Annotated in this window: 13 protein-coding genes; 5 read left to right on the top strand and 8 right to left on the bottom strand. The window is 72.6% G+C overall.

The window, feature by feature from the left end; genetic code table 11:
- Window positions 1-9: 9 nt before the first annotated feature.
- Both ABZ370_RS05620 and ABZ370_RS05615 read right to left on the bottom strand, forming a co-directional pair.
- A complete protein-coding gene (locus ABZ370_RS05620) occupies window positions 10-804 on the bottom strand; it encodes an SDR family oxidoreductase (protein WP_358616854.1) in 795 nt (264 codons plus the stop codon).
- A gap of 106 nt (window positions 805-910) precedes the next feature.
- Complete coding sequence (locus ABZ370_RS05615) at window positions 911-2,419, bottom strand: cryptochrome/photolyase family protein (RefSeq protein ID WP_358616852.1); 1,509 nt, start codon at window positions 2,417-2,419, stop codon at window positions 911-913.
- A gap of 264 nt (window positions 2,420-2,683) precedes the next feature.
- Here ABZ370_RS05615 and ABZ370_RS05610 point away from each other — a divergent pair, with 264 nt between their 5' ends.
- Entirely contained in the window at window positions 2,684-3,703 is a 1,020-nt protein-coding gene (locus tag ABZ370_RS05610) for a DUF5954 family protein (RefSeq protein ID WP_358616850.1), read from the top strand.
- 13 nt (window positions 3,704-3,716) lie between these two features.
- On the opposite strand, the gene ABZ370_RS05605 is transcribed toward ABZ370_RS05610, so the two are convergent.
- The 5 genes from ABZ370_RS05605 to ABZ370_RS05585 all read right to left on the bottom strand — a co-directional run bounded on the left by ABZ370_RS05605 (window position 3,717) and on the right by ABZ370_RS05585 (window position 8,514).
- Window positions 3,717-4,595, bottom strand: a complete 879-nt coding sequence (locus tag ABZ370_RS05605) for an SDR family oxidoreductase (protein WP_358616848.1) — start codon at window positions 4,593-4,595, stop codon at window positions 3,717-3,719.
- A gap of 238 nt (window positions 4,596-4,833) precedes the next feature.
- A complete protein-coding gene (locus tag ABZ370_RS05600) occupies window positions 4,834-6,132 on the bottom strand; it encodes an MFS transporter (protein WP_358616846.1) in 1,299 nt (432 codons plus the stop codon).
- The gene (locus ABZ370_RS05595) at window positions 6,129-7,256 is read right to left on the bottom strand and encodes a PLP-dependent cysteine synthase family protein (RefSeq protein ID WP_358616843.1); all 1,128 of its coding nucleotides are present in this window, start codon (window positions 7,254-7,256) and stop codon (window positions 6,129-6,131) included. The genes ABZ370_RS05600 and ABZ370_RS05595 overlap by 4 nt, the downstream gene beginning before the upstream one ends.
- Before the next feature lie 130 nt (window positions 7,257-7,386).
- Window positions 7,387-7,752 (bottom strand): hypothetical protein, encoded by a 366-nt coding sequence (locus tag ABZ370_RS05590; protein ID WP_358616841.1) that lies wholly within the window; start codon window positions 7,750-7,752, stop codon window positions 7,387-7,389.
- A 294-nt stretch (window positions 7,753-8,046) separates the two neighbouring features.
- Window positions 8,047-8,514, bottom strand: a complete 468-nt coding sequence (locus ABZ370_RS05585) for a hypothetical protein (RefSeq protein ID WP_358616839.1) — start codon at window positions 8,512-8,514, stop codon at window positions 8,047-8,049.
- 355 nt (window positions 8,515-8,869) lie between these two features.
- Here ABZ370_RS05585 and ABZ370_RS05580 point away from each other — a divergent pair, with 355 nt between their 5' ends.
- A complete protein-coding gene (locus tag ABZ370_RS05580; protein ID WP_358616835.1) occupies window positions 8,870-9,601 on the top strand; it encodes a 2OG-Fe(II) oxygenase in 732 nt (243 codons plus the stop codon).
- A gap of 46 nt (window positions 9,602-9,647) precedes the next feature.
- Window positions 9,648-12,347: a SpoIIE family protein phosphatase gene (locus ABZ370_RS05575; protein WP_358616833.1), complete on the top strand. Its 2,700-nt coding sequence runs from the start codon at window positions 9,648-9,650 to the stop codon at window positions 12,345-12,347.
- Window positions 12,348-12,436: 89 nt separating this feature from the next.
- On the opposite strand, the gene ABZ370_RS05570 is transcribed toward ABZ370_RS05575, so the two are convergent.
- A complete protein-coding gene (locus ABZ370_RS05570) occupies window positions 12,437-14,002 on the bottom strand; it encodes a GMC family oxidoreductase N-terminal domain-containing protein (RefSeq protein ID WP_358616829.1) in 1,566 nt (521 codons plus the stop codon).
- 312 nt (window positions 14,003-14,314) lie between these two features.
- Between ABZ370_RS05570 and ABZ370_RS05565 the strand changes: the two genes are divergently transcribed.
- Window positions 14,315-15,304: an FkbM family methyltransferase gene (locus tag ABZ370_RS05565; protein ID WP_358616827.1), complete on the top strand. Its 990-nt coding sequence runs from the start codon at window positions 14,315-14,317 to the stop codon at window positions 15,302-15,304.
- A 130-nt stretch (window positions 15,305-15,434) separates the two neighbouring features.
- Window positions 15,435-15,995, top strand: a complete 561-nt coding sequence (locus ABZ370_RS05560) for a hypothetical protein (protein WP_358616825.1) — start codon at window positions 15,435-15,437, stop codon at window positions 15,993-15,995.
- The last annotated feature ends 7 nt before the right edge of the window (window positions 15,996-16,002 follow it).

Here is a 16,002-nt window from a genome sequence, read left to right as displayed (position 1 = left end):
CCCAGGACCCTAGGGAAGGATGGAGTCGACGTAGCCGCCGTCGACGCGCAGGGCTCCTCCGGTGGTGGCCGAGGCGAGCGGTGAGCTGAGGTAGACCACCATGTGGGCGATCTCCTCCGGCTCGATCAGCCGCTGCAGCAGCGACTGCGGCCGGTGCTTGACCATGAACTCCCGCTGGGCCTCGTCCCACGGCAGGTCGGAGTCCACCAGCTCGTACACGAAGTCCTCGACACCGCCGGTGTGCGTCGGCCCGGCGATCACCGAGTTGACCGTCACCCCGGAGCCCGCGGCCTCCTTGGCGAAGCCGCGGGTGACGGACAGCAGGGCGGTCTTCGACATGCCGTAGTGGATCATCTCGGCCGGGATGACGACGGCGGAGTCGCTGGCGATGTTCAGAATCCGGCCCCAGGAGCGGTCCTTCATGGCGGGCAGATAGGTGCGGATCATCCGCACCGCGGCCAGCACGTTCACCTCGAAGTAGCGGCGCCACTCGGCGTCGCTGATCTCCAGCGCCGGGCTGGCGCCGAAGACGCCGAGGTTGTTCACGAGGACGTCGACGTCCGGGACGGCCTCCGCGACCTGCCGGGCGCCGTCCTCGGTGGTGAGGTCGCCGGGGGCGGGGAGGAAGACGCCGCCGCCCACCTCCTGCTCCAGCTTCGCGATGGCGGCGGCGACGGACTCCGCCCGGCGGCCGTTGACGGCGACGCGGGCGCCCGCCCGGGCCAGCCCGGCGGCGATGGCGTGGCCGATGCCCTGGGTGGACCCGGTGACCAGGGCGGTCTTTCCGGAAAGGTCGATACGCACGGTGATTCCTTCGGGCTCGGTTCGGGTGTGCAGCGACTAAAATAGTTGCAGACGCGCTTTATTGCAAAGAGCGCGTAAGGCTGCGCCGCTCCCCCGCGCCCCGCGCTCACGGCGTCGCGTCGCCCCGCTCCGCCGCCCGCTCCAGCACCTCCGGCAGATCGCCCAGCCGGTCCAGCCCCCGGACCGCCCGCACCATGCGGTGGTTCCCGGCCAGGCGCTGCCGGTGCCGGTGCAGGAAGGACCAGTAGCCGACTGTGTACGGGCAGGCCCGCTCACCGGCCCGGTCCCCCGGGCGGTAGGCGCAGGGCCCGCACAGGTCGCTCATCCTGTTGATGTACGACCCGCCGGAGGTGTACGGCTTGGTCGTCATGAGCCCGCCGTCGGCGTACTGCGACATGCCGACGACGTTCGGCAGCATCACCCAGTCGTACCCGTCGACGAAGCAGCGGTGGAACCAGTCGGTGACCGCCGCCGGGTCCCAGCCGTCCTGCAGCGCGCGGCTGCCGAGCACCATCAGCCGGGGGATGTGATGGGTCCACCCGGTGTCCCGGACCTGGGCCAGGACCGTGGCGAGACAGCGCGCGGTCACCGCGTCGGCGTCCAGGTCCAGGAACCAGCCGGGCAGCGGGGTGGTGTGGCGCAGTGCGTTGCGGCCCCGGTAGTCCTCGCCGAAGTGCCAGTACAGCTGCCAGACGTACTCCCGCCACCCGGCGATCTGCCGTACGAACCCCTCGACACCGGCGAGCGGCGCGGCACCGTCGCGCCACGCCCGCTCCGCCCGGTCCACGCACTCGGCCGGATGCAGCAGCCCGAGGTTGAGCGGCGCCGACAGCAGGCTGTGGCACAGGGCCGGGTCGGCCGCGAGCATCGCGTCCTCATGCGGCCCGAAGCAGGGCAGCCGGTGGGTCACGAAGTGGCGCAGCGACGCCAGTGCCTCGCGCCGGGTCGCGGGGAACCGCCGTGGGCCGTCCCGGCCGACAAAGGAGACCGTGCCCTCGCGTTCCCAGCGGTCCAGGTCGTGCCGCACCCGCTCGTCGATCTCGTCCTCGTCGGGGCGCCACGGCCCGAGGACGTCGAGGGTGCGCGCGCCGCGCGGCGGCGGCTCGCGGTTCTCCTCGTCGAAGTTCCACCGGCCGCCCGCGGGCTCGTCGCCGTCCATCAGCAACTCGTGGCCGCGGCGCACCCAGCGGTAGAAGTCCTCCATCCGGAGTCGGCCACTGGCGTGCTCACCGGCCCAGGAGGCGAAGTCGGCCATCGTCACCAGGAAACCCTTCGCGGGCAGTACCTCGACCTGGTCGAGCGACCCGACCAGCTCCAGCGCCCGGCGGGAGGTCGGGTGGCAGACCGTCACGCGGTCCCGTCCGGCGGCTTCGGCCAGCCCCTCGCGGTAGGTCCGGGCCTGGACGTACCGCACGCGGTCGCCGAGTTCGGCCGCCCGGTGCCGCATCGCCGACAGCACCAGATGGGCCTTGGCGCGGTGGAAGCGGCGGCGTGCCAGCACCGACCGCGCCTCGATCATGATCAGCGGGGCGTGTGCGTCGGGACCGTGGTGGCGGTGGTCGGCGAAGTGCGGACCGAGCTGATCGCCGAAGAGCCAGTGCTGACGTGCCGTCATCGTTCGAACGCCTCCGGGCAGACACGGATATGTCAGGCTATGCGCCGCCGCCATCCGCCCGTTCGCGACGCGCCACGCGCCGCCGCCCCACCGCTGCCGCACCGCCCTCGGGCCGCCCCGTACCGTCCCCCGCACCGCCCCCCGCGCCACCCTGCCGACCGTCCAGCGACCGGCGGAATGACAGTAGTGACATCGGATTTAAGGCTTTTGATCACTTGAGGCGTTCCGCCCCGTCCGCCGCCCGGAACCCTCGACAATGTGCGCATGGCCGAACACTGGAAGCGAAAGCTGGACCGGCTCCACGCCGATCTGGTGCGGCGCGACGACCCCGCCGAATGGGTGACCGAAGCCGACGCCGTGGACGCGTCCTCCCGCTATCCGCATCTCGCGCTCCGCGGCCCCGTCTTCGGCCTGGCCATACAGGAGCCCGGTGCCGGAGCACCCTGGCGGCTGGCGAAGCCGGTGACCAGCGGCACCCCCCAGGAGGCCCGGGACGATCTGAACTCGCTCCTGTGGTTCAAGGCCAGGGACGACACCGACGACGCCCCGACCCGCCGCGAGCTGCTGGCGGCGGTCGCCCAGCTGGAGAAGAAGCCGCTCAACGAGATGACCGTGCTCGGCGTGCGCTACCGGGTGGTGCGCGGGGACGAGTTCGCCCGTACCGGCGAGCACAACCTGGAGCCGCCGCGTCCCACCGACCCGGAGCCGTCCCTCATCTCCTGGGACGGGCGGCACGAGGCCCGGTCGCCCGACACCGGATTCGTCCTGGACCCCGAGCAGGACGAGGCCGGGCTGATGGCGGGAGCCATGAAGCTGGCGCTGAGCACCTTCGCCTACTCCGGACCGCGCTTCCCCACCGTCGTCCGCAAGCACTCCGAGCAGGCCGTCACCACCCATCCCGACATCGTCCTGCTGCCCGTCGGTTTCGGCGTGGCCGAGCGCGCCGGGCAGCGGTGGAGCCCCCAGGGCGCCCTGATGCCCACGCCGCACGACGCGCGGCGGCTGCTCTACCAGGGTATGGCCGAGATGTGGCCGCTGCTCTACGAGTACGACGACCACAAGCGAGCGGTGTACGCGCGGGCCGCCGAGGAATTCCGGCGCGCCCGGCGGGCCGACGAAGCCCGCGTGGAGGGCCGTCTGTTCCGGATCTGCCGCATCGAGCGGATGGTGCGCAGCGGCCCCGACGGGCCGGAGCCGCCCCGCCCCTCGGACCTCGACAACTACGGCCCCATGAAGATGCACCCGACCATGGACGAGCACGGCACCATCCTCGACAACGGCTGAGCCCCGGGGCGTCTCACCCGTCGGCGGCCGCCTGGTCCGCGCGGCCCCCGGCCCCCAGCAGCCCGGTGGCCTCGAAGCGGGTCCGCTCGGCCAGCCGGGGCAGCTCCCGGGCGGAGAACCAGGTGACCAGCGGCGGCAGCAGCGGGCGGACCGGCTGGGCGAGGCGCAGCCAGGGCGGTGCGTAGACGGTGGCGGCGCGTCGTTCGACGGCGGACACCATGCGTGCGGCCACCGTGGTGACGGGGTGGACGCGCCTGGCCGGTGGCGGCATATGGGCGCGCAGTTCCCGCAGCACCCCGTACCGGTCCGCGTCGCGGATCATGTCGGTCGCGGTCCAGCTCAGATAGCCGATGCCGACGGCGACCCCCTGGTGGGCGAGTTCGGCGCGCAGGGACTGGGCGAACGATTCGGCGCCCGCTTTCGAGGCGCAGTACGCGCTCATCATGGGCGCGGACCCGAAGGCGGCCGTCGAGGCGATCTGGAGGAAGTAGCCGCGGGTGGCGAGCAGACCGGGCAGAAAGGCCCGCGCGGTGTTCGCGCTGCCGATGAGGTTCACCTCGACCACGCGCCGCCAAGTGGCCGGGGGCGAGTCCCCGAAGGGCCCGCCCTCGGCCACGCCCGCGTTGGCGACGACGACCGACGGCCTGCCGACGCGGTCGTGGATCTGCCCGGCCACCCGGGCCATCGCCGCGTCGTCGGCCACGTCCGCCGCGTAGCAGTGCGTTTCCGCGGCGAGCGAGTCCGCCACCTGCGCGAGGGTTTCCTCCTCCCGGCCGAGGAGGACGACACGTGCGCCGCGCCCCGCCAGTTCCCGGACCATGGCCGCGCCCAGTCCGCGGGCGGCCCCGGTCACGACGGCGAGGCGTCCGGTCAGGGGGCTGGGATTCCGCACGTGGCGCTCCGGAGGTCGTCTGGGCGGGCACAGGGGTGCCCGCCCGGACGACCGTACGGGCCCGGTCCGGACCCGGGTACGACCACCGCCGCGGGCGCCGGGCGGCGGCACCTGATCGGCGGTGGCCGAGGACCGTGCGTGGCAGTGCGGGACACCCCCGCCGGGGGCCGGGCGGAACACCCCCGCCGGTGGCCGGGCATGGCCACCGGCGGGGGCGCCGTCGCCGGTCTTCGCCGGGTCAGGCCGCCGCGGGGCTGGGCTCGGGCACCGCCGGTGCCAGTCGGCCCGTACGGTGCAGCCCGAAGAGCGCTGCCGCGCAGGCCAGCCCGAGCGCGAGCAGCACGACCCACGGGACGGCGGGCATACCCGCCTCACGGGCCGCGTCCAGCGCCGCGCCCGTGAGCAGGTTCCCGAGGGTGATGCCGACCCCGCAGATGGTGTTGTACAGCCCGTAGTGGGTGGCGACGAGCCGCTCCCCCGAGAGCCGGACGATGGTGTCCATCTCGAACGGGTAGGCGATCATCGTGCCCAGCGCGAGCAGGAACGCGGCGAGCGCGGGCGGCACGGCCGCGAGCACCCACCGGCCGGGCCCGCCGTCCGGCACCGGCAGCGCGGTCGCCACCAGCAGCGGCAGGAAGGCCAGGCCCATGACGGCCAGCCCCCAGCCCAGCGCCCGGCCGGGCGCCATACGGGCCTTGCACCACGCCGTCACCCGGGTCTGGCCGACGATGGTGCTCAGCCCGGAGACGGCGAAGAGCAGCGCCACCGCCGCGGTGCCGAACTCCCCCTCGCCGCCGAGCCGTCGTACCTCCAGCGGCAGGGCCAGATAGACCTGGAAGGACAGCACATACGAGCCGATCATGGCGACGGAGAACAGCAGGAACGGCCGGTTGGCCAGGATGCCGCGCCACTGGGTCAGCACCCGCTCCCGGCCCTCCTGCCCCGGTGCCGGGACGTCATCGGCACGGCGGGCGGGCAGCGCCCGGATCTGTACGACGCTCAGCACGGCGAAGATCCCGGCCGAGACCAGACAGGTGACCTGGAAGTCGACGCCGGTCAGCACCATGCCCACCAGCGGGCCGAGCAGAATGCCCGCCTGGTAGAAGATGTTGAACAGGGCGAACGCCTCCACCCGGCGCTCCCCCGCGTCCGCGGCCAGATAGGCCCTGACCGCCGGGTTGAACAGGGCCCCGGCGAGTCCGGTGGCCGCCGAGGCGGCCAGCAGCGCGGGCAGCGACTCCACGAGCCCGAGCGTCGTGAAACCGGCGGTGCGCAGCACACAGCCCGCCACGATCAGCGGCTTGTAGCCGAACCGGTCGGCGAGGGCACCGCCGACCAGGAACATGCCCTGCTGACTGAAGTTCCGTACGCCCAGGACGAGTCCGACCAGCCACCCGGCGAGCCCGAGCGTGCCGGACAGATGCGCGGCCAGGTAGGGCATGAGCATGTAGAAGCCGAGGTTGATGGTGAACTGGTTCACCATCAACAGCTGGACACTGCGCTCGTACGACCGCACTTGGGTGAGTGTCGCCTTCATCGGGCGGCCTCCGGTGCGGCCGGGGCGCCCGCGGTGAGCGGGTCGGTGAGCGGGCCGGTGAGGGGGTCGACCACGGCGGTGCAGCGGGTCCAGCGGGCCACTTCGCGCTCGCCGTGGTGTCCCACCGTGTCGGGTTCGGACGCGGGCGGCTGGTCCAGCAGGCCGTTGGCGGCGCAGTAGTCGTCGTTGTACACGGTGTCCAGATACCGCTGCGGGCCGTCCGGGAACACCGCGACGATGCGGGCGTCCACGGGGTGGGTACGGGCCAGCCACCCGGCGACCATCGCGACCGCGCCCACGCTCCAGCCGCCGGTGGCGTAGTGCGACGAGGCAAGTTGGCGGCAGGTCCACACCGCCTCGTGCGGGGCGACCCAGTGCACCTCGCTGAAGTTGTCGTAGGCGACGTTGCGGGGGTAGATGCTCGACCCCAGGCCGCGCATCAGCCGGGTGCGGGCGGGCTGCCCGAAGATGGTCGAGCCGATGGTGTCCACGCCGACCACCGTGATCTCGGGGTAGAGCTGGCGCAGCACGCGGGAGATTCCGGCGGAGTGTCCGCCGGTGCCCACGCTGCACACCAGGATGTCGATGTGGCCGAACCGGGAGGCCAGTTCGAGGGCGAGCGGGGTGTACGCGGCGGTGTTGTCGGGGTTGTTGTACTGGTCGGGGCACCAGGAACCGGCGTGGAGGGCGAGAAGTTCGGTCACCCGCTCGCGGCGGGCCTGCTGCCACCCGCCCTCCGGATGCGGTTCGGTGACCATGTCGACCCAGGCGCCGTAGGCGGTGAGCAGCCGGGTCATCGACGGCTCCAGACCGGGGTCGGTGACGAGGGTGACGGGATGGCCGTACACCAGACCGGCCAGGGCGAGGCCGAGCCCCAGCGTGCCGCTGGTCGACTCGACGATCGGCGCGCCGGGGCGCAGATCTCCCCGGGCGCGCGCCCGTTCGACCATGTGCAGACCGGGCCGGTCCTTGATGCCGCCGGGGTTGAAGCCCTCCAGCTTGGCCCAGAAGCCACGGCCGGCCGGGGCCAGGGGCTCGGACACCCGCAGGACGGGCGTGTTGCCGACCAGTCCGGACAGGCCGGGGACGGTGGGGGTGGCGTCGTTGAGGGTCAGAGATCGCATCTGTCCGCTTTCGGTGGTTGATGGCTCATCGGATGCTCATCTCGGGCACGGTGCGGCGCGCTGGCGCGGGCACCGATCCGCGTCCGGTGCCGCTGGGCGGCAGCCGGTGCGCGGGCCACGACGGCGTCCTCTATATGCGCCACCGACTGGTCGAGCAGAGGGTGGATCTGACCGTCGGCGCTCGTGGGGAGAGCGTGCGCGGGCGGTCCGGAACCGCCTCGAGCACCACGGTCCGGGCGGCCTCGGCGGCGACAGCGGAGGCGGGCAGGGCACGCGCCGACGGCTGGGCGGCCCGGCCGGACGTTTCACGGGGAGTGGGCGCACAGTGCTCGGCGCCCGCCGGGCCCTCGGCGGACGGCCGCGCGGCAGGTCCGGTGGCGGCGGACTGCCGTGCGTCGTCCGCGACCCGCACTCCCTGGGTCTGTTCGGCACCGGCCAGGTGGCCGACGCAGGTGGGTCCGGTCAGCAGCAGGGCGCTCAGGACGAACGCCAGCATCCGGCGAGGCCACCACGGACCGCGAGCGGCCGGGGGCTGGGGACGTAGGGCGAGGATCGGCACGTGTTCTCCGCACGGCGGCCGCCCTCCCGCCGCGGGGGCGGGAAGGGGCGGACAGGAATCGGCAAGGAGACGGAAGACGGGCGCCTGTGGGGCTACGACGCCATCACGGCGCGGGACTCGTCACGCCGGGCATCGTTTTCCGGTGACAGCGGTGGCAGCAGCGACAACAGCGATGACTGCGGTGACCGGAAACGTGGCGAGGGCGTCGATCGGGTCCGATACCGGCCGGTGCTAGATACGCAGAACCGCGGCCCTCTGTGCGTCGGGCGGCGGGGAACCGGCTGCCGTGGTCGCGGCCGGGTGCGCGGACAAGGTGTGCGGCGCGCCACCGGATACGGCCTGATCCCAAAGGGCCGGACACGGGGCTGTCATCTCGGGCCCCTGCTCCGGCTGGGCGAGGACGCATTCGTGCGTGGAATGGGCCGCCTCGTCGTCGTGATGACCCCCCGCGGCCCCGGGCCCCGCGGTCGCGGCCGACGCGGCGGTCTCTGCGGTCTCGCCGGTCTCGGCGTACGAGGCGGACTCGGCGGACGCCACCGGAGCGGACGCGCAGCCGGTCAGGTGGCCGGATACGGCTTCGGCGCTCACCGCGTGCATGGAGACGAAGCCGAACAGGAGCGCGGCCAGGCACAGCAAACGCAGCGGGCTCGCCGTCACGCGGGCCCACCGGATGCCGAAAAGCGACCGGGCCGTGATCATGTGGTGATCCTAAGCGCTTCACATGGCTACGCTGCGGCACCGCTCGGGAACATGTCGTTAACAAGCCAGACACGGCACACGCGCGATAGGCGGAGCGCGGCACCTCTCCGGGCGGCGGACGGAACGCACCGGCGGCGATCCGCCGGATGACCAGGCAGATCGCCCTCGTCCACGGATCGGCCGGAACATGATCCTCCGGACGCAGCGGGCAGGCGCCCAGCATGACGTCCGAATCCCGCCAGCGATCCGGGCGGCGGGACCCCATCGTGGACAGCGGAACGAAAGCGCACGGGACACCACCGCACAGAAAAGCCCCAGCGCACACGGCCCGCCACCGCGAAGGAACCGCACCACCATGACCGCTACCACCCACCCCACCGGCCAGGCGGCCGACCGCGTCGCGGCGGTCGACTGGGACGCGCTCATCGACGAGCTGAACGCGTACGGCAGCGCGCTCACCGGCCCCCTCCTCACCCCCGGCGCGTGCCGCCGCGTCGCGGCGCTGTACGACGACACCGAGCGCTTCCGCACGACCGTCGACATGGCCCGCCACCGCTTCGGTTCGGGGCAATACCGCTACTTCACCCACGACCTCCCGGACCCGGTGCGCGAGCTGCGCGAGGCGTTCTATCCGCGACTGCTGCCCATCGCCCGCGACTGGGCCCGCACACTGGACCGGCCCGCACCGTGGCCCGACACCCTGGACGCGTGGCTGGCGATGTGCCACGAGGCGGGGCAGACCAAGTCCGCCCAGATCCTGCTGCGTTACGGACCCGGCGACTGGAACGCACTGCACCGGGACGTGTTCGGCGACATGCTCTTCCCGCTCCAGGTGGTCGTCGGCCTCGACGTCCCCGGCAAGGACTTCACGGGCGGTGAGTTCCTGATGACCGAGCAGCGCCCCCGCGCGCAGTCGAGGGGCTCGTCCACCACCCTGCCCCAGGGCCACGGGCTGGTCTTCACCACCCGGGACCGCCCCGTGGCCTCCAGCCGAGGCTGGTCGACCACCCCTATGCGGCACGGTGTGAGCACCGTCCGTTCCGGGCGCCGCCGCACGCTCGGGCTGGTCTTCCACGACGCCTCATGAGGCCGGCCCTGTCGACTGACCGAAAAGAGATGTTATACATGCTGACATGAGCAATTTTGCTCGTACGGTCCGGGACCGTATACGGGCGCTGTCACGGGCGCCGAGCGTCGCCGGACAGGTCTTCATCCTGCAGGTCCTGCTGACCCTCGTACTGGTCTCCCTGGCGGTGGCCGCGCTTGCGCTGCAAGCGCGGGCCCACGCCTCGGAAGAGGCTCGCGAGCGCTCTCTGAGCGTCGCCAGAACGTTCGCGGAGGGGCCCGGGATCGGCGCGGCCATGACCGGTACTCACCCGACATCGCTGCTCCAGCCCCGCGCCGAGGAGGTGCGCAAGCGCACCGGCGTCGACAGCATCGTGGTCTTCGACCGGCACGGAATGCGCCTCACCCACCCCCAGACGGCACTGATCGGCAAGCGGATCGTCGGCCCCGAATCGGTGGTGCGGCAGGAACTGGCCGGGAAGACGATCGCGCGGACCTTCCGGGCGAGCCAGGGCCCCTCCGTGATCTCGGCGGTCCCCGTCACCGGCGCCCACGGCACCCTGGTCGGCGGGGTGTCGGTCGGGGTCAGGATCGAGAGCGTGAACAGCGAGGTCGACCACCAGCTGCCGCTGCTGCTCGGGGCCGGAAGCGGAGCCCTCGCCCTCACCACGGCCGGAACGGCGCTGGCCGGCAGGCGGCTGCGGCGGCAGACGCATGGTCTGGGCCCCGCCGAGATGACGCGCATGTACGCCCACCACGACGCGGTGCTGCACTCGGTCCGGGAAGGCGTGCTGATCATGGACGCCGACGGGCGGCTGCTGCTGATCAACGACGAGGCCCGGCGGCTGCTCCAGCTGACCCCCGACGCGGGGGGCGCCGAGAGCGCCGAGGGGCGGCAGGTCACCGAGCTGGGCCTCGAACCACCGCTGGCCAGGCTGCTGGCCGCGGGGCAGCCCGTCACCGACGAGGTGCACGCCGCCGGAAACCGGCTGCTGGCCGTGAACATCCGGCCCACCGACCGGGCGGGCGGCCCCGCCGGAAGCGTGGCCACGCTGCGCGACACCACCGAGCTGCGGGCGCTGTCCGGCCGGGCCGAGGCGGCGAGCGAGCGGCTGCGGCTGCTGTACGACGCGGGCGTACGGATCGGCTCCACCCTGGAGCTGAGCGGCACCGCCGAGGAGCTGGTGGGGGTGACCGTCCCCCGGTTCGCCGACATCGCCACCGTCGAACTGCTGGAGCCGGTGCTGCGGGGCGAGGAACCGGGCGCCTCGCACGGCGTCCTGCACCGCACGGCGGTCGGCGGCGTGGCCCCCGGGCACCCGCTCTTCCGTCCGGGTGAGAAGGCCGTCCATGCGCCGTCCTCGCCGCAGCGCCGGGCGCTGGAGAGCGGACAGGCCGTCCTCCACGCCGAGCTGGGCGACACCGCCGCGTGGCCCGCCGGATACGAGGCCGAGGCCCGGCGCCTGCTCGACCAGGACATCCACTCGCTGATCACGGTTCCGCTGCGCTTCCGCGACGTCACCCTGGGCGTGGCCACCTTCTGCCGGACCCGGCCGAGCGGGCCGTTCGACGACGACGATCTGGTGATCGCCGGGGAGCTGGCAGCGCGTACCGCGGTGTGCGTCGACAACGCGCGCCGCTACACCCGCGAGCACACCATGGTCACCACCCTGCAGCGCAATCTGCTGCCCGGCGCCCTGCCCGACCAGGACGCCGTGGAGGTGGCCTCCCGCTATCTGCCCGCGCGGGCCGGGGTGGGCGGGGACTGGTTCGACGTGCTCCCACTCCCCGGAGCCCGGGTCGCCCTCGTCGTCGGGGACGTGGCCGGGCAGGGGCTGCACGCGGCGGCCACGATGGGGCGGCTGCGTACCGCGGTGCAGAACTTCTCGGCCCTGGACCTGCCTCCCGACGAGGTCCTCGCCCTCCTGGACGAGCTGGTCGCCCGGCTCGACCAGGAGCGTGCGACGGACACCGACACCGCGCGCATCACCGGTGCCACCTGTCTGTACGCGATCTACGACCCGGTCTCCGGACGGTGCAGCATGGCCCGGGCCGGTCACCCGGGCCCCGTCCTGGCCCGCCCGGACGGCACCGTCCTCACCCCCGAGGTTCCGGCCTCCCCGCCGCTGGGCCTGGGAGGCGAACCCTTCGAGGCGGCCGACCTGGCGGTGCCCGAGGGCAGCCGCCTGATCCTGTACACCAACGGACTCGTCGCAAGCCACGACCGGGACCACGACACCGGTCTCGACCTCCTGTGCCGCACCCTCGCCGCCGCCCCGGAGCTCAACCCCGGCCAGACCTGCCGTGAGCTGTTCGCGACCGTCCTCCCCGCCCGTCCGACCGATGACGCGGCCCTGCTGGTGGCCCGCACCCGCCTGCTCGACCTCAAGGACGTGGCCGAGTGGGAGGTGCCCGCCGACCCGGCGGCGGTCGCCCCGCTGCGGGCGGCCTGCGCCCAGCGGATACGGGACTGGGGGCTGGACGACGCCGCCTTCGCCGCCGAGCTGGTCATCAGCGAGCTGGTCACCAACGCACTGCGCTACGGCGTCCCCCCGGTCCGGATACGGCTGCTGCGCGGGCACAGCCTGACCTGCGAGGTGTCCGACGGCAGCAGCACCTCGCCCCATCTGAGGCGGGCCGCTGTGACCGACGAGGGCGGCCGGGGCCTGTTCCTGGTCTCCCAGCTCGCCCTGCGCTGGGGCACGCGCTACACCGCGCAGGGAAAGGTCATCTGGGCCGAGCAGACACTCCCCGGCACCGACGGCTGAGCGCCCAGGACCGCCCAGGACCGCCCAAGGCCGCCCGAGGCCCGAGGCCGCCCGAGGCCACGCAAGCCGCGCGCCGGGGGCGGGGGCCGTCAGCGTATGGCGGCGGGGAATCCCCGGATGAGGTCGGCGGCCTTCTCCGCGGCCATGATGACGGGTGCGTTGGTGTTCCCCCTCGGCACCGTCGGGAACACCGAGGCGTCGACGACCCGCAGCCCCTCCGTGCCGAGCACCCGCAGCTCGGGGTCGACCACGGAGCCGATGGCGCAGGTCGACGTCGGGTGGTAGAGCGTCTGTCCGACCCGCTGCGAGAAGGCGAGCAGCTCCGCGTCGGAGTCCGAGTCCGGTATGTCGAACGGTCCGGTGGTGATCTTGGTCAACGCGTCCTGCGCCGCGATCCGCTGGGCGATGCGGACCCCCTGGACCATGCAGTGCTGGTCCTCGGCCGTCATGAGGTAGTTGTGTGTGATCCGGGGTTCGGCGTCCGGGTGGGCGGAGCCCAGGGAAACCCGGCCGCGGCTGGTCGGCGCGAGCACACACGGGCCCAGCGCGAAGCCGTGCTCGGTGGCGGGGCCGAGCCCCTCCTGATGGAAGAGCACCGGGGCCATGTGGAACTGCACATCCGGCGCTTCCAGTCCGGCCCGGCTGCGGAAGAAGCCACCAGCCTCGCCGATGTTGCAGGTCAGCGGGCCGCGCCCCTCGTTCTCCAGCAGCGCGGCGTTCTCCGGGGTCGCCGCGGTCATCAGCGATTCGACATCGGTACGGAAGTTCAGCAGGGCCATGTAGTGGTCCTGCAGGCCCTCCCCCACCGGGAGGTCGCGCACCACGTCGACACCGAAGGACGACAGCGTGGCGGCGGGCCCGATCCCGGACAGCATCAGCAGCTTCGGGGACTCGTAGGCGCCCGCGGACAGGATCACCTCACGCTCGGCGCGGATCACTTCGACCGTGCCGCCGCGTTCCACCTCGACACCCGTGGCCCGGCCGCCCTCGATCAGCACGCGGTGGACCCGGGCCGACGAGAGCACGGTGAGGTTCGGCCGCCCCAGGACGGGACGGAGATAGGCGGCGGCCGCGCTGCAGCGCATGCCACCGCGCTGGGTCAGCTGGAACCGGCCCACGCCGAACTGCGTCGCGCCGTTGAAGTCCTCGTTGCGCGGGTGTCCGGCCTGCTCGGCGGCGTCGATGTACGCGGTGGCGAGCGGGTGGCGGGACCTGCTGTCGCTGACGGTGAGCGGCCCGCCCACGGAGTGGAACGCGTCCTCGCCGCGCTCGTTGTCCTCCGCGCGCCGGAAGTACGGGAGCACCTCGGCGTACGACCAGCCCGTGGCCCCGGCGGCGGCCCAGCCGTCGTAGTCGGCACGGTTGCCGCGCATATAGATCATCGCGTTGATCGAACTGGAGCCGCCCAGCACCTTGCCACGGGGCAGATAGGTCCGCCGGCCGCCGAGCCCCGGTTCCGGGCCCGAATGGAGATCCCAGTCGACCTCGCTCTTGAACAACTGCGGGAAGGCGGCGGGAACATGGATCTCCTCCGCCGTGTCCGGGCCCCCCGCCTCGATCAGCACCACCCGGACCTCGGGGTCCTCCGACAACCGGGCCGCCAGCACACATCCCGCCGATCCGGCACCGACGATGACGTAGTCGTGAGTGTTCATCCCATTTCCTTTGACCGAGACTTCGCGGACTGTGCGCACCCCATTGTGCTTGGCGCATGTCATGTGAGGCTCAGCCAGGTGGATCTGACGCCTCGACAGTGATCGACACTCTCGCAGGCACGCGATACGGACCAGCCTCGGTTTTCGGCCAGCTCCCGTCGGCCCCGGCGCGGCCCGGCCGTCCCCGGCGATCGGGCCGCTTGGCACACTTTTTCTCGCAAAATAGGAGGCCAGTACCGGGAGACGACAGAGAAGCGAATCAATTGGCCGTAAGGGGAAGCCGAGACGGCCGAGACCTGCGACGCTGTCTGGATGCGAACCCTTTACAGAAGTCTGCTGAATGTGCTTCCCCGGCTCGGAGTGCAGGTGCTCAACCTCGGCTCGGGCACCGCGGTGCTCTCCCGGCGCGGCAAGCGGAAACGCGTCTCCGTGGGCCGGGAGGCCGACCTGGTGACGCGCGGCGGCGGCCGCTACGCGGTGACGCGGGTGCGGCCGGATACCTGGGTGGTGGCCCGTGGCCGCGGCGACCCGGGAAAGAACGCGTGGACGAACGTCCGGCTCGGGGACACCGGCGCCCATCTGCTGTACGACGCGAAGGCCTCCGACGAGCGCGCGCTCCAGCTGGCGGCCGCCGCCTATCTGTGCGGCCACCATGTGGCCGGGCTGCTGGAAAAGTACGAGGTGAACTGCGTCTTCGACGTGGGCGCCAACGCCGGGCAGTACGGCAGGCGGCTGCGCAGCCTCGGCTATACAGGCAGAATCGTTTCCTTCGAGCCCACCGACGAGGCGTTCGCGAAGCTGGAGAAGGCCGCCGAGAACGATCCCGAGTGGTGGGTGTACCCCTTCGCCCTCGGCCGCGAGGAGTCCAGCCAGTCCATGCACGTGGGCTGGGCCACCATGAACTCCCTGCTCCCCGCGAGCGACTACGGCAAGGACCGCTACCGGCGGTTCGCCCGGGACCGCACGGAGGAGATCGAGATCCGCAGGCTGGACGCCGTGCTGGACGAGGCGCTGGCCGGTCTCACCGACCCCCGCCCCTATCTGAAGATGGACACCCAGGGGTACGACCTGGAGGTGTTCGCGGGCGCCGGGGACCGGATCAAGGAGTTCGTGGGGTTGCAGTCGGAGGTCGCGGTGCTGCGGCTCTACGAGGGGAGCCCTCCGATGAACGAGGCCATCGCCGCGTACGAGGACCACGGCTTCGGGATCACGGGCATGTACCCGGTGACACGCGAGGACACGACGGGACGCGTGGTGGAGTTCGACTGCGTCATGATGCGCGCGGACGCCGTACCCGGGTGAGCCACCGCCCGCACGGGGCCGGTGCGTCCGACCGGCCCGACCGGCCCGTGCGGCGGCCCCGGCCCCGGCCCCGCGCACCCCACGTCGCATAAGGTGGCGCACAACTGGATCACTTGGGGTGAGGAAGTCCATGTCGCTGCCGACACTGCCCGGCAACCCTTACGGCGCGATTCCCGGTACGGGGTACGGAACGGCGGGTCCGGCGGCCGCTGAGGCGCCGCTGCCGGGGTACCCGCTTCACCCCGCTCCGTCGGCGCTCGCCGCGGACGCGGCCGGTGCGGGGGCCCCGTACGCCGCGCCGCGGCAGCCCGCGTGCCAGCTGTGCGGCGGGGCGCCCGCAGCCGAGCTGGCGGTCCGTCACCACCAGGGTCTTTTCTTCTTCATGCTGTTCCGGAAGCGACGGGGGCGCTTCTGCCGGGACTGCGGTACGGCGCTCTTCCGCAAGCACACCGCCACGACGCTCTGGCAGGGGTGGTGGCATCCGCTGTCCGCGCTGCTGTTCAACCCCGTCACCATCATCCTGAATCTGCGGGTCCGCTCGAAGATCGAGCGCTTGCCGGAGCCCGGCCCCGACCCCTTCGCCTCCCGGCAGGCCCCCGGCAAGCCCCTGCTCCTCCGTGCGGGCGCCCTCTTCGGGCTGCTGCCCGCCGCCTTCGTCGTGTACATCCTGGCCATGGTGATCGCGGGGTAGCGGACAG

Source organism: Streptomyces sp. NPDC005962 (genome assembly GCF_040629205.1).
Classification (GTDB): domain Bacteria; phylum Actinomycetota; class Actinomycetes; order Streptomycetales; family Streptomycetaceae; genus Streptomyces.
Note: the sequence above shows the minus strand (reverse complement) of the source record. Positions and strands in the feature narration are given on the sequence as shown.